17 protein-coding genes and 1 pseudogene are annotated in these 13,016 nt (G+C 69.7%); 8 read left to right on the forward strand and 10 right to left on the reverse strand.

Annotated elements, in window-relative coordinates; all coding sequences use genetic code 11:
* Positions 1 to 13: 13 nt before the first annotated feature.
* From N8I87_RS37260 to N8I87_RS37285, 6 genes are all read right to left on the reverse strand, one after another.
* The gene (locus tag N8I87_RS37260; RefSeq protein ID WP_263215264.1) at positions 14 to 1,351 is read right to left on the reverse strand and encodes a jacalin-like lectin; all 1,338 of its coding nucleotides are present in this window, start codon (positions 1,349 to 1,351) and stop codon (positions 14 to 16) included.
* Positions 1,352 to 1,582: 231 nt separating this feature from the next.
* Positions 1,583 to 2,959 (reverse strand): diacylglycerol/lipid kinase family protein, encoded by a 1,377-nt coding sequence (locus tag N8I87_RS37265; protein ID WP_263215265.1) that lies wholly within the window; start codon positions 2,957 to 2,959, stop codon positions 1,583 to 1,585.
* A 64-nt stretch (positions 2,960 to 3,023) separates the two neighbouring features.
* Positions 3,024 to 3,389 (reverse strand): hypothetical protein, encoded by a 366-nt coding sequence (locus tag N8I87_RS37270; protein WP_263215266.1) that lies wholly within the window; start codon positions 3,387 to 3,389, stop codon positions 3,024 to 3,026.
* Positions 3,390 to 3,466: 77 nt separating this feature from the next.
* Positions 3,467 to 4,150: a TNT domain-containing protein gene (locus N8I87_RS37275; RefSeq protein ID WP_263215267.1), complete on the reverse strand. Its 684-nt coding sequence runs from the start codon at positions 4,148 to 4,150 to the stop codon at positions 3,467 to 3,469.
* Between the two features lie 205 nt (positions 4,151 to 4,355).
* Entirely contained in the window at positions 4,356 to 5,657 is a 1,302-nt protein-coding gene (locus N8I87_RS37280; protein ID WP_263215268.1) for a carotenoid oxygenase family protein, read from the reverse strand.
* On the reverse strand, positions 5,654 to 6,214 hold the full coding sequence (locus N8I87_RS37285; protein WP_263215269.1) for a hypothetical protein: 561 nt from the start codon (positions 6,212 to 6,214) through the stop codon (positions 5,654 to 5,656). The genes N8I87_RS37280 and N8I87_RS37285 overlap by 4 nt, the downstream gene beginning before the upstream one ends.
* A 97-nt stretch (positions 6,215 to 6,311) precedes the next feature.
* On the opposite strand from N8I87_RS37285, the gene N8I87_RS37290 reads away from it, so the two are divergent.
* Positions 6,312 to 6,824, forward strand: a complete 513-nt coding sequence (locus tag N8I87_RS37290) for a PadR family transcriptional regulator (protein ID WP_263215270.1) — start codon at positions 6,312 to 6,314, stop codon at positions 6,822 to 6,824.
* 74 nt (positions 6,825 to 6,898) lie between these two features.
* Positions 6,899 to 7,483: a TetR/AcrR family transcriptional regulator gene (locus N8I87_RS37295; protein WP_263215271.1), complete on the forward strand. Its 585-nt coding sequence runs from the start codon at positions 6,899 to 6,901 to the stop codon at positions 7,481 to 7,483.
* Between the two features lie 26 nt (positions 7,484 to 7,509).
* Here the strand turns inward: N8I87_RS37295 and N8I87_RS37300 are convergent, their stop codons facing one another.
* From N8I87_RS37300 to N8I87_RS37310, 3 genes are all read right to left on the reverse strand, one after another.
* A complete protein-coding gene (locus N8I87_RS37300) occupies positions 7,510 to 8,022 on the reverse strand; it encodes a tautomerase enzyme (RefSeq protein ID WP_263215272.1) in 513 nt (170 codons plus the stop codon).
* Positions 8,023 to 8,223: 201 nt separating this feature from the next.
* Positions 8,224 to 8,796 (reverse strand): histidine phosphatase family protein, encoded by a 573-nt coding sequence (locus tag N8I87_RS37305; RefSeq protein WP_263215273.1) that lies wholly within the window; start codon positions 8,794 to 8,796, stop codon positions 8,224 to 8,226.
* A gap of 185 nt (positions 8,797 to 8,981) precedes the next feature.
* Entirely contained in the window at positions 8,982 to 9,353 is a 372-nt protein-coding gene (locus N8I87_RS37310) for a winged helix-turn-helix transcriptional regulator (RefSeq protein WP_263215274.1), read from the reverse strand.
* Positions 9,354 to 9,475: 122 nt separating this feature from the next.
* On the opposite strand from N8I87_RS37310, the gene N8I87_RS37315 reads away from it, so the two are divergent.
* The gene (locus N8I87_RS37315) at positions 9,476 to 10,126 is read left to right on the forward strand and encodes an FMN-dependent NADH-azoreductase (protein WP_263215275.1); all 651 of its coding nucleotides are present in this window, start codon (positions 9,476 to 9,478) and stop codon (positions 10,124 to 10,126) included.
* Positions 10,127 to 10,249: 123 nt separating this feature from the next.
* Here the strand turns inward: N8I87_RS37315 and N8I87_RS37320 are convergent, their stop codons facing one another.
* The gene (locus N8I87_RS37320; protein ID WP_263215276.1) at positions 10,250 to 10,465 is read right to left on the reverse strand and encodes a DUF4177 domain-containing protein; all 216 of its coding nucleotides are present in this window, start codon (positions 10,463 to 10,465) and stop codon (positions 10,250 to 10,252) included.
* Positions 10,466 to 10,668: 203 nt separating this feature from the next.
* Here N8I87_RS37320 and N8I87_RS37325 point away from each other — a divergent pair, with 203 nt between their 5' ends.
* From N8I87_RS37325 to N8I87_RS37345, 5 genes and pseudogenes are all read left to right on the forward strand, one after another.
* Positions 10,669 to 11,298 (forward strand): DUF6629 family protein, encoded by a 630-nt coding sequence (locus tag N8I87_RS37325; protein WP_263215277.1) that lies wholly within the window; start codon positions 10,669 to 10,671, stop codon positions 11,296 to 11,298.
* A gap of 110 nt (positions 11,299 to 11,408) precedes the next feature.
* Positions 11,409 to 11,573 carry a 50S ribosomal protein L33 gene (rpmG, locus tag N8I87_RS37330; RefSeq protein ID WP_263215278.1) on the forward strand — a complete coding sequence of 55 codons (165 nt, stop codon included), beginning with the start codon at positions 11,409 to 11,411 and terminating at the stop codon, positions 11,571 to 11,573.
* Positions 11,574 to 11,597: 24 nt separating this feature from the next.
* Positions 11,598 to 11,672 (forward strand): annotated as a pseudogene (locus N8I87_RS37335) (ribosomal protein bL36); the annotation flags it as partial.
* 210 nt (positions 11,673 to 11,882) lie between these two features.
* Positions 11,883 to 12,392: a SigE family RNA polymerase sigma factor gene (locus N8I87_RS37340; protein WP_263215279.1), complete on the forward strand. Its 510-nt coding sequence runs from the start codon at positions 11,883 to 11,885 to the stop codon at positions 12,390 to 12,392.
* 10 nt (positions 12,393 to 12,402) lie between these two features.
* The gene (locus tag N8I87_RS37345) at positions 12,403 to 12,927 is read left to right on the forward strand and encodes a hypothetical protein (protein ID WP_263215280.1); all 525 of its coding nucleotides are present in this window, start codon (positions 12,403 to 12,405) and stop codon (positions 12,925 to 12,927) included.
* Positions 12,928 to 13,016 lie beyond the last annotated feature (89 nt).

Consider the following 13,016-nt stretch of genomic DNA (forward strand, 5'->3'; position numbering starts at 1 on the left):
CCGGCACCCGGTGTCAGCGCTTGGTGTAGATGAAGCCGACCTTGTCGAGCTCGTCGCCCGAACGTCCGTGGAAGCCGGCGATCTGCCAGCCGGACGGTGCCGTACGGGTCACGCAGTCCGAGGTGGTCGTACCGCCTGCGAGGGTGCGGCCCAGGTTGGTGGTGAACCTGGCGTAGAAGATCCGGGTGTGACTGTCCTTCACGCCTTCGCACAGGTAGGCGGTCGTCACATATTCGCCGCTGCCCAGAGTCAGTGAGGACGCCGTGCCGCCGGTTCCGCCATGGGTGAGTGTGGTGCCGTTGCTCAGGGTGAGGCCCACCTGGTCGACCCGGGACCCGGAGCGCAGCGAGACGGTGGTGGCGCGGGCGCCTGCGGGGACCTTGTCGATGTCCTGGTAGTGGTCGCCGTGCGGACCGCCGAACTGGTCGCTGAGCTGGAAGTCCGGGTTCTGCGACCAGGAGAAGCCGACCGTGACCGGGTCGTGGTCCGAGAGCATGAGCCCGTCGGAGGTCAGGAACTTGGCGTGCTCGTTGTCGTACGAGGTGGCGTTCAGCGTGACGAGCCTGCTTCCGCGGTACAGGACCTTGTCCACGACCTCGCAGGTGTTCGGCACGGTGGCCCCCGTCTGGTCGCAGACCAGCGCGTCACTGCCCTTGGCCGGCGGTGTGCCGCCGCGGATCAGCCGTACCCAGGCGTCGGTCAGCCCGTTGGCCGCGGCGAACTCGGCGATGGTGTCGCCGGTGCGGGTGTAGCGGGTGTTGGTGTCGCCCATCACCACGACCGCGTTGCCCGCCGAGTGCGACTGGATGAACGACGTGAGCTGGTTCAGGTTGTCCGCGCGCGAGGCCAGGTCACCATCGTTCGTGCCCGCGTTGGTGTGCAGGTTGTAGAAGTCGACGTACACGCCCTCGGCGAGGCGTTCACGCATGAAGGTGAACCCCTTCGGCGTGAGGCAGTCGCCGGAGTCGAGCTGGCAGGAGTTCCACTTCACGCGCTCGAAGTCGTCAGTGTCCCAGGCGTAGTCGGAGACGGTGTTGAGCCCACTGCCGATGCCCGCGCCGCCGCTGGTGGCGGTGCGGTAGGGGTGGGTGTCCGTGGAGTACAGGTACGCGTGGTAGTTGAAGTCCTCCTGGACGTTGACGATGTCGTACGGTGCGATGCGGCGGCCGATCTCCGTCGTGCTGGTGTCGCGCGGTGTCGACGCGCTGGACAGGGATTCCGGAAGGCCGGCGACGTTGTACGTGAGCACGCTGAACGTGCCCGAGCCGGCAGCCGCGGCCGGCGTGGCCGCCGCCGTTAGCCCGCCGAGGGCGGTGACCGCGGCCGCCAGAGAGGCGACGAGTCTGCGCATGGGGGTTCTCCTACGGGGAGGTGGACCGATCCGGGGTGGAACCGATTGGAGTGTGAGCATGTCAAAACCTAGCGGCAAACGCTTTCTGCGCACCCTCTTCGCGTCCGTCCGATCGGGGAATTCCATGTGACGAGGAGTGGATCAACTACCGTTTGGGGGCGGTTGGTTCAGCTATAGGCGTCTGGAAAGGGCTTGTACAAGCGGCCACTTGCGGAAGCCGGCGCTTGCCCGCTATCGGCCCCGCCGGCGCTTCGGGAGGGCCGTCCGTCCCACCGTCGCCGCCAGTTTGCGCAGCCGCCGCCACTCCAGGGGCGGTGTGACCGCGGGGACGCCGGGCCGGGTGCGGGGGACTCGGACCCGCAGGGCGCCGGGCCGGATGCGGCAGTCGACAGGTGTGGGCAGCACCAGGGCCTCGCCGTCCACGCCGGCCTCGACATCCCCTTTGTCGCAGTCGACGACGACCTGCCGGGCGGTGACCGCGGTGAGCCCCTCGGCATTGCGTCCGCGCAGCAGTCCGGCAGCCTGGGCGGCGCTCTCCACCTTGACGCCGAGCACCCCGAGCACGCCCAGGTCCATCCGCTCCCGATAGCCGAGGCCCGCCACGTCGTCCATGCGGTAGGGGTTGTTGCTGACCAGGACGGCCTGGGGCGTGTCGATGACGAGGTCGGGGCCGCCGGTGCCCGCGACGCGCGCGGTGAGCCGCGGCCCACGCTCGTGGGTGAGCAGTTCGGGCAGCAGATCCAGGGTCGTGCGCACCTTGTCGTCCCGGTACGCGGGGCTCTGCACGACCGCCGCGTACGCCCCGAACGACGCGTTGTTCACGAAGGGGTGGTCGCCCGCGAAGCCGAGGTCGACCCGGACCTCGACCCCGTCGCGAAGCGCGTCCAGGCATCCCGAGGGGTCGGCGCGATCGAGCCCGAGGTCCATGGCGAAGTGGTTGCGGGTTCCGGCGGAGATCACCAGGAACGGTACGTCGTGCTCCGCCGCGACGGCCGCGACCCGCGCCTGCGTCCCGTCCCCGCCCGCGACTCCGAGCAGATCGGCGCCTTCCGCGAGGGCGGCACGGGCCAGCGCGACGACGTCTTCGGGCCCGTCCGCCCGGCCGGAGCCGAGCAGATGCACACGGGCTCCGAGCTCCTCGGCCTTCGCCTTCAGCCCGAACCGCTCGACCTTCCCGCCCCCGGACCTCGGGTTCATGATCAGATACGGCCGTGCGGGAGGCGGCGTCTCGTACTCGACGACCCGTACGACATGCGACCGCGTGCCGCTGAGCGCGACCTGCCCGGTCCATACGGCCAGTACCCACAGGGCCAGCAGCAGGACGGGCAACCACAGCAGCCGCGCCACGGCGAAGAGCGCGATCGCGGTGGCGGGCGCGGCGACCGCGAGCACTCCGGCGGCGGCCCTGCGCCAACCCCGCCGGGTGAGCGTCCACCACAGTGCCGCCAGACTCACGGCGATCGACAGGCCCCCGACCAGCACGAGCACCACCCCGGCGGAGGACGCGGTACCGAGCGGTGCGAGCAGGGCCAGCCCGGCGAACGTCAACGACGCGCGCGCCGCCCACCGTTGCCGCGCGTGCGCCCGCTCGTCCAGCCCCGAGCCCATACGTGGACCGCCTCCAGAACCCGCGCCCTTGTCCTCCACGTCCTGCTCCGCCTTTCCGGTGAGTTCAGGAGTCGGCGTCCTCGTCGCGCTCGTTCCGTGCCACGCGTTCGAAGTCCTCCCAGGCCTGCCGCTGGATCTCCTCGCCGTCCGCGAGCAGCTCCTCCAGGGGCGCTGCCTCGCCGGCCGGCGGAGTGAGTGCCTGCGTGAGTGTGTCGTAGAGGTACGCGCAGGCGTCGGTCTCGGTGGCGAATCGCCGTACGACACTGTCCTGGGAACGCTCGCTCAGGCCGACGGTCCAGGCGTCCGCCGTACGACGCAGAAAGTAATGGGCGTCGGGCCGGGCCGGTGGGGCGGGGACACCGGCAATCTCGTAGAACGCCTCGGGAACGCCCGCCTCGCGGAGTCTTTCGACGAGTTCTGCTCTGTCCATCGGGTCGGCCGGTCCTGTCCGTGGTCCCCTGGTGGTCTCCGGCTCCGCCGCCCGAGACCACCCAGGTTCTGCCGGGGTCAGGTTACCGGCAGCTCTTCCAGGTCCTTCGACACGACGAGCTGGGGGATCGGCTTGTCCGTCAGATACTGGAGCCCCAGGCCGGGCTGGCCGAACCAGGGCCTGATCGGGCCCGCGTGCACGGTGAACGACTTGAGGACCCGGTAGAGGTGATAGCCGTAGGGGTGCGCGGGGTCGAAGGTGTCGAGGTTGCTCGGCGGAATCGCGCGCTTGCCGTACGGCGTGCCCGCGGGGGCGAGGAAGCGGCCGAAGCCGCTGCCGAAGAGGTCGAGCAACTGCCCCGCGCGGAGCGTCAGGTCACGCTCGACCGGCTTGCCGTTCTGGAGGACGAAGCCGTTGTTGTCGGGGTACCACCAGCCGGACTTCTCCGTCTGCGGATCCGTCTGCCAGTAGCAGCCGAGGAACCAGTAGGCGTCCGTCCCGTCCGTGCGGTGGTAACCCTTCAGCATCTGGCCGAGGGCGCCCGTCCGGGGAAGGTCCGCCGGTCCCAGCCGCCAGTCGTCCATGAAGTACTTCTGGAGCGCAGGCGGCGCGGAGTTGTTCCCGCGGCCGCGGTGCTCGGTCGGGCAGTGGGCGATGCCGACCGGACCCTGCTGGGCGGCTTGAGCCGTGGCCGGTGCGATGCCGACCATCAGAAGCAGCCACGCGAGGGTGCTCCCCATGAGAGCGCGCAGTACGCGCATCCGGTATCCCTTCTCTCACTGGCGCCGCCAGGCGCCCGTGCTTCGATGCAGGGCTTAGTTCAGGGGCGGCATATGCGCGGACGAGCGATGAAACGCGCCCTGTCACCCGAACCGGTGGGCACAATTCATCGAATGGCCGAAGGGCCGGACACCGCGCAGCCGAGCGGCGCTCGAGGAAGTCAGAGGGAGGCCAGGCACGCTGGGCTCAGTCCCGCAGCCAGTTGCCGTGGAAGCCGAACGGCACCCGGGCCGGCAGCTGGACGGTGGCGACGGGATCGGCCGTGAGGTCGTCGGCGTCGAGGATGACCAGGTCGCTGCGGTCGGTGGTGGCGTCGTGGACGTACGTGACGAGCCAGCCGGGGCCGCCGGGCGTGTCGTCGGCGGGAGCGAACGCGGCCTCGCCGGGCGTGCGATGCGGGCCGAAGTCGTGCGCGAAGGCCGCTCCCGTGGTGAGGTCGTACCGCACGAGGGAGTTGTCACAGGTCATGTGCCCGTGCGTGGACGCGAGACCGGTGAGCCGGTCGTCGACGCGGGGGAACTCGCCGGGCCGGTCGTCGCGTTGCTCCTCGCGGACCGTGCCCGTGGTCGGGTCGATGGTCCAGGTCCACAGGACGGCGTCCTCGGGCGGGGTGGTTCCCCGGTCGGTGCGCCGCCAGATCTCCGCGTAGCGCATGACGTGGACGACGATGGTGCCGTCCGGCGCGTCGTAGGCGTTGAGCGTGTGGAAGACGTAGCAGGGGTCGATGTCGAACCAGCGCACGGCGCCGTGCGGATCGTCGCGGCGCAGCACGCCCAGCCGGGCGCCGTACTGGTCGTCCCAGCAGTAGGGCATGGTGGTGCCGGCCATGGCGAGTTCGAGGTCGAAGACGACGGGCAGGTCCATGAAGACGACGTGCTCGGCGGTCAGGGCGAAGTCGTGCAGCATGGTCGGCCCGGGCACCTCGACGGTCCTGCTGACGACCAGTTCGCCCCAGGCGTCGGCCCGGTGGTAGGTGAGGTGCTCGGGCTCCAGGATTCCGTAGCCGAAGAAGTGCAGCTCTCCGGTGGTGGGGCAGGTCTTGGGGTGCGCGGTCATGGCGGTGTGCAGCCTGCCGCCGAAGTCGTAGGTGCCCTTGGTGTCCAGGTCGCAGCCGAGTTCGTACGGCAGGGCCGTCTCGACCAGGGCGAGGGTGCGGCCCGCGTGCCTGACCACGTGGGTGTTGGCCGGTCCTGCGGTCAGATCGCGCCGCCCCTGCGCGTCGTACATCCGCGCCCCGTCGATGAAGCTGCTGGTACGGACCCAGCGGTTGCGGTACGAGACGGCGCGACCGCCCTCGAGCCGTAAGCCATGGATCATTCCGTCACCGAAGAACCAGTGCCCGGAGGCGGCGTCGGCCGGATTGGGGCCGTTGCGCAGGTACCAGCCGGACAGCTCGGGCGGGATCGTGCCGGTCACCGGCAGGTCGTGCGCGGTGAGTTCCTCGGTGACCGGGGCGTAGTTGCCGGCGAGATGACGCGGGGTCGTCATCGGGCCACCTGCCCGGCCTTGGCCTGGACGTGGGCGACGTAGCGGATGGTGAACACCATCGGGACGACGAAGCCGGCGATCTGGATGACTGTCGCGGTGGTGGAGTGGGCATCTCCCGCATGTGCCACCAGGGCGAGGACGACGGCGGTCAGCACGAAGGCCGCGGTCCATACGGCGGTGATGACGACGTTGGTGCGGACGAACGGCTTGAGCTTCCAGACCTCGGGCGGAGTGGTGCGCTTGGCGATGCCCAGGGTGAACGGCCTGCCGATGGCCAGCGAGACGCCGGCGATCACCGCGAGGGTGCCCGAGGAGAGGGCCGCGGAGTAGTCGTGCACACCCGAGTGCGGATCGGCGAAGGCGACGGCGGCCAGTACGGCGAAGAAGACCGCCGAGCCCAACTCGATGATCAGCGCGTCGAATCCGGTGCCTGCCCTGACCTGCTGAACGATGAGCGCCACGGCGACCACCAGTGCGGCTAGTGCCGACCACTGCCAGTCCCCCGAGGGGAGTACGGCGAAGACGATCCACGGCAGGAACGTACGCAGGTAGGACATGATCTTCTCCGTTTCGGGGTGTCTCTCGTGACATGTCAAAAGTAGAAGGTCCAGTAACGACATGTCAATACTGGAATGTAAGAGGTACAGTGGAGACATGAGCCTGAGACACGCACTGCTCGGTCTTCTGTCGGAGCACCCCGCCAGCGGTTACGACCTGCTGAAACGGTTCGAGACCTCGCTGGCCAACGTCTGGCCGGCCACACAGAGCCAGATCTACACGGAGCTGACCAAGCTGGCCGGCGCCGGACTGATCACGGTGGCGGCCGAGGGGCCGCGCGGCCGCAAGGAATACGCCCTCACCGAGGACGGGCTGGCCGAACTGCGGCACTGGCTGACCGAGACGAAACCCCAGCGGAACACCCGTAGTGATCTGCTGCTGCGGGTCTTCTTCCTCGGAGTGCTCAAGCCGGAGCAGGCGCGCGCGTATCTGACCGAACTCACCGAGATGTCCGAGCGGAGTCACGCGGAGCTCGACCAGCTGGCGCGGGCCATCGACTGGGACGACGACAACCTCTCCGTCTACGGCCGGATCGCCCTGGAGTACGGCCTGCGCTTCAACGCGATGCGCCAGGAGTGGGCCCGGTGGGCCGCTGACCAGATCGCGTAGGGATCGACGAGCGCTGCTGCCGAGCTAGACTATGACGGTCGTCATATCCAGCGGAGTGCGAGGAGAATCCGCAGGTGAACCAGACCAGTCCGCAGACGCGCGAACGGATCGTGGCCGGTGCCGCCGACATGATCGGTCGACGTGGCCTGAATGCGACCAGCATCCGCGAGATGGCCAAGCATGCCAAGGCTCCGCTCGGCTCGACCTACCACTACTTCCCGGACGGCAAGCAGCAACTCGCCACGGAGGCCGTCCGTTACGCCGGTGAGACCGTCGCCCGGAGCCTGCGCAAGGAACTGCGGGCGGGTCCGGCCGCCGGCCTGCGGGCCTTCCTCGACCTGTGGCGCAAGATCGTCGTCGACACCGAGTTCCGTGCCGGATGCCCGGTCCTGGCGGTCTCCATCGAGGAGCCGCCGGCCGACGAGGTCCCCGCGGCAGTGGCGGCGGCCGCCGAGATCTTCGACGAGTGGGAGGGTCTGCTGGCAGCCTCCCTGCGCGAGCACGGCGCCGACTCCGACCAGGCCGCACAGCTCGCCACCCTCATCGTGGCTGCGGTCGAGGGAACGGTCGCCATGTGTCGCGCCAGGCGCAGCACTCAGCCGCTCGACCACACCGCCGAGCAACTGCGGAAGCTGGTCCTCGCGGCGATCGAGGACTGAGCCGGCGCTCTGGGGGGGCGTTCGGATCATCCCGGCGTCGCGGGGTTCTGGCCGCGGAAGCCTCCCTCGACGAGCGCCGCGCGGACCGCCTTGATCTTCTCCTCGGTGAACACGCCGCTGTCCAGGAGCGACAGGATGGACAGCACACCGCCGCGGGAGCCCCAGCTGCCCTCCTCGATGACTCGGAAGTTGACCCACCAGGTCGGTGGCGGCTCCTCGAGACCGCGGGCCCGCGCCATCGCGGCCAGCATGCGCTCGATGGCCTCGGCGCGGACCTCCTGGCGCCAGTCCCCGTCCATGACGGCCACGTCGATCACCATGACGTCGAGGTTCTCCGCCGTGTCCGCCAGCAGCCGGCCGCCGATGGCCATCATGCCGGGCTCGCGCTCCACGAAGTGCACCTGGAACCCGCCCCGCGCGGCCGGGGCGAACCGGCCGACCTCCGGTACCAGCGCGGCGTCCGTCAGCGTCTCGGCCAGCGTGCGCCGCTGGTCGAGGTCCAGGCGTCCCTCGCGGGCGACCACGGTGATCACGGTCACGGCAACCCCCTATGACGGTCGTTATAGGAGCAGCGCACACCGGATTATGACGAGTGTTATAAGGGTCCTCGGTGCCGTAACGAGTCCTTGGCGCTGTCATGGGGAAGGAGTCCTGGGTGCTGCCATGGGGCGAACCGGATGACATGCTTCCCGCGTACTTCGACCCAGACCCAGTCCTGGACAGGGGCACCCGTGAGCACGTCAGGCTGCCCCGAGCCGGCTGCCCAGCCCCACGTTCCAGCGTCCCGCGCGACCGCTGAACTCGGTTGCGGTCAGGGGCGGTACGTCGAGACGCCAGAAGGCGGACTCCGGCGCTCCGAGTACGCGCACGGTCGCGGCGCGGACGATCTCCGGTTCCACCACCGCCACGGTACGGCCGGAGAACTGTGCTGCCTCGTCCAGCCAGTGTGCGACGCGGAGGCACAGCTCGTGCACCGACTCCCCGCCGTGCGGCGCCGCCTGAGGGTCCGTCAGCCAGCGAGCCATTCCGTCCGGCTCGGCGGTGCTGACGTCGTCCAGGGTGCGGCCTCGCCAGCGGCCCATGTCCATGCCGTTCAGCGAAGGCGAGTCGGTGGCGTCGAGGTTGAGCGCCGAGGCCGTCTCCCGGCAGCGGACGGTGGGGGAGGCGAGGGTTCGGTCGGCGGCCGGGAGAGCATCGGCGGCCGACCGGGCACGGGCCGTACCGGCCGAGTCCAGCGGGGATCCGTCGTCGAAGCGGGCCTGGCGGAGGGCCGCGTTCATCGCGGGCGAGATCAACATCACCCGGCTGGTCATCCATTCACTCCGTTCATCAAGCATCGTCGCTCAGGTCATCAAGCATCGCCGCTCAGGCGCGCTTCCGGCGACGGCGATCCGTGCGCCGTGCCTCCTCGGAGGTCTGCGTCTCGATGGAGAGCCACACCCGTCCGTACGGTGCTCCAGCAGCTCGCGCGGTACCTTGGCCTGCCTCGCCGCGGCCGTCACTTCCAGGCCGTCTCCACGCAGGGCGGAGCCTCCGGCAAGTGCTTCTTCGCCCACTCTCCGAGCTCCCTCAGCGCGGGCTCCAGCGCGGCCCCGGACTCGGTCAGCCGGTAGGAGACCCGCAGCGGCGGTCCTTCGTCGACCTCGCGCACCACGAGTCCGGCGGCGCCGAGCTCGGCCAGCCGGTCGGAGAGCATGCGCTCGCTGATGCCGGGGACGGCCCGGCGCAGATCGGCGAAATGCGCCGGTTGTTCCACGAGTACGGCCACGATCGGGCCGCTCCAGCGCTTACCGAGCAGCTGGAAGACGCGAGTGATGCCGTCGTCCACTCGCTTGCATGCCGCCACGTCGTGGTTCTGATCCGCCGCCATGGGATCAGGGTACTGCCCTGCCATGAGGGAGTGAAAAAAAGTAAGTACCTGTGTTAGATATAGCTAGGTACGAAACCTTAGCCCGGCGGCTTCGCCTCGGGCTCGCTCTTCTGGAGACACGCATGGCCACCTTGCTGCACATCGACTCGTCCGTCTTCCCGAGCGGGGGGTCCGCCTCCCGTGCCGTCGCGGACGTCTTTCGCAAGACCTGGCAGGAGCAGCACCCCGAGGGCACGGTGATCTACCGAGACCTGGCCTCGAACCCGGTCCCGCACATCACCGCCGACGCCCACACCGCCGGATTCGCCGATCCCGCGGCGCACACCCCCGAGCAGGCGGCGGCCTTCGCCGAGCGCGTGAGGCTGATCGAGGAACTGGAGCAGGCGGACGCGGTGCTGATCGGCGCGCCGATGTACAACTTCACGATCCCGTCGACCCTCAAGGCGTGGCTGGACAACGTGATCCTGTTCGGCCGCACCGCTGGTGAGGCCCCCTCCGCGAAGGGCATCCCCGTCACCGTCGTGGCCAGCCGCGGCGGCTCCTACGCGCCGGGCACCCCGCGTGAGCCCTTCGAGTACGTCCAGAACTACCTGAAGGCGATCCTCGCCGACACACTCGCCCTGGACCTGGACTTCATCGTCCCCGAACTCACCCTGGCCCCGCACAACCCGGCCATGGCCGAGCTCGTACCGCTCTTCGAGTCCTCCCGCGAACGCGCCCTGCAGGATGCGGCGACCAAGGCGAAGGCACTTGCCGAGCGTCTTGCCGCGTAACAGCGGCTGATTCGGACTGATTCGGTGACCGCTGGGCCACCGGTCACTCGAACGGGGAGCAGGCGAGCGCGAGGAACGCTCCGCTCGTCGCGCGCGTCCGCTCCCCGATCGACCGTTGTCTACTTACGCCGACGGGCGCTCAAACGTCAGGAGGAGGCCCTCGACCGCTCCGGGACCTATGCGGCCCTTGACGTCGGCGGAGGTGATGGCCTTGAGGGCCCAACCCTGCTCGGCGTGCTTGTTGAGGACCTTCTCCAGCTTGTCGCTGTCCAGGGCGTCACCGATCAGCGACTCCCGGAAGGTGACGACCTTGTACTGGTATGTGTAGGGGCTGCTCATGGTGCGGAGTCCTCCTGCGGGTCAGCCCGGGTGGGCTGGGATGCGATGGCCGGGGTCAGCCAATCATCCCCGGGCACCGATGGGTACCTCGGGGCGCTTGTCGTGTCGCCCCGGCCGCCGGGGTATCAGCCTGGGTATCAAGGACGTAGCGTGGCCCGCGGCGAGGGCGGATGCGCACGGCGACGGAACCTCATGGTGGCGTGATGTGCTGGAGTGCGACGGCCGATCTCGTGGCCGGCACCGGTGTGGCGGCCGTTGGGGTGGCCTGTGTGGCACGCGTGCGCAGAAGCCGGGATCGTCCGCTCGCCGCCCTGCCGTTGCTGCTCGGGGCCCATCAGATCGTCGAGTCGATGGTCTGGGAAGCGGGCGGTGGCAGTGGGCCCGCCACCGTCGTCTGGGCCGTGATCGCGCTGCCGCTGCTGGCCGTCTGGGTCCCGGTGGCCGTGGTGTGCGCCGCCCCACGGCAGGCCCGGCGCGGGCTGGTCCTTCCCCTCGCGGTAGGAGTGCTGACGGGCGCGGTGCTCGTGTACGCCGTTGCCACCGGCCCGGTGACGGCCGAGATCCGCGGCCGCACGGTCGGCTACGCGGTCGACCTTTCCCATCCGCAACTACTCGTCGCGGGCTACCTGCTGGCCACCGTGGGCTCATTGCTCCTGTCCGGTGACCGGCGGCTGGTGGTGCTGGGGATCGTGGTCGCCGTCGGCGCGCTCGTCTGCTGGGCCCTGTGGCGCCTGGAGTTCGTCTCGACCTGGTGCGCGCTCGCGGCGGTGTGCTCGGTGGTCCTGCTCGGATGGACGGGTGCGCGCCCGGTCCCCTTGGAGGTACGGCCCTGAATCGGACAGCCAGGCCGGAGAGTGCCCGGGAATGCGGCGATGAGGGCAGCTGTTACATCCGTAGCTGACATGCCCGGGACAAGATCGGGATGTGAGTGAAGGAGGAACTCATGGCACGCACCAGCACACGCTCCGTGGTCAGGCTGAAGTCGACGGCGGGGACCGGAGTCACCTATGTGACGCGCAAGAGCCGTCTCAACGACCCTGACCGGCTCGAACTGCGCAAGTACGACCGAGTGGCGGGGGCGCACGTCCTGTTCCGCGAGGAGCGCTGAACGCAGCCGCAGCGCACGCTCACGCAGGTGGTACACCGCCGGGGCGTGACCTTCGTCGTGAACAAGAAGAATCCACGCTTCAAGGCGCGCCAAGGCTGACCGAAGGTGCGCCCGAGCCGACGGGCCGGGGCTGAGCGGCCCCCGACCCGTCCACTTCGATGGCCTCGGACCGTGAGAGCGGTCCGAGGTCATCGGCATGCCCGGGACCGGCCTCACGTGACGTGGATCACGCCCGGCGAGTGCAGCGCCGCGGGCAGGCCAGTGCCTTTTCTCTGATGTAGGCAGCCGGCAAGAACGGGGACCGCAGGGATGGAGCAGCAGACACGGGCCGCTGAGTACGACGAGTTCGTGGCGTCCCGTTGGTCGGGGTTGTTCCATCTGGCCCGTCTGCTCACCGGAGGTGATCGGCATCGGGCCGAGGATCTGTTGCAGGAGTCATTGGTCAAGCTGTGGTTCGTCTGGCCGAAGATCGCCGACGAGGCGCCGGAGGCGTACGTACGCAAGGTGCTGGCCCGTGCCGCCGGACGCTCGGCCCGGCGTCGGTGGTGGGGTGAGCGTCCCGTCGAGGAACTGCCCGAGGTGGTGGCGACGGGCGACATGTCGGCGACCGTGGCCGAGCGTTCGCGGCTGGAGGCAGCACTCGCCCAGCTGAGTCCGCGGCAGCGGGCGGCCGTGGTCCTGCGCTATTACCAGGACCTGCCCGACCGGCAGGTCGCCGAGGTGCTGGGGTGCCCGGTGGGCACCGCGCGGTCCCATGCCTCGCGTGGAGTGGCCCGGCTGCGTCAGCTCCTGGCCGACGTCATCGAGCCGGTGAGGTGAGGAAGGAGCCATGGACCACTTCGAGCGGCAGTTGGCGCGGCTGATGCACAGCGCCCAGGAGCACATCCCCTTCGAGCCCGAGCAGCGGGAGCGACTGCGGGCCGGTGTGCGGTCCCGCAGGCGTGTCCGCGCTGTGCAGAGGGCCGCCGGTTCCGCCCTGGCGGTCGCCGGACTCGGCATCGTCATCCTCCTGTGGCCCCACGCCCCGGTCAGGAACGAACCCAGCGGTCCCGACCCGCGGCCCGCGATCAGTCCGTCGGACCCCGCCACCACGTCACCCACGCCGGACACCACCGAGAGCGAGACTCCCTCCTCGTCCGCGACGACGATCCCTCCGTACACCGGCGGCCCGCCGACGACCTCCGCACCGCCTGCCACGGAAGGGAGTTCGGACCCGAGCACCCCAGCCGCGACCGAGTCGGCGGACACGGCCACCTCGGGGAGCACGGTCACCGCACCCCCGCCCTCGGCGTCCTCGACGGCACGGGTCGACACGTCGGGCGAACCTTCGTCGGTGGTCAGCCCGAGCGGTTAGCACGCGCGGCACGTCCCCGGAACGCGTACACCACCCCTCATCCACCCGGCACTCCGGCGTGCCTTCGGCATGCCCCGCGAACCATCACG

The sequence above is a fragment of the Streptomyces sp. HUAS 15-9 genome (assembly GCF_025642155.1).
In the GTDB taxonomy this organism is placed as follows: domain Bacteria; phylum Actinomycetota; class Actinomycetes; order Streptomycetales; family Streptomycetaceae; genus Streptomyces.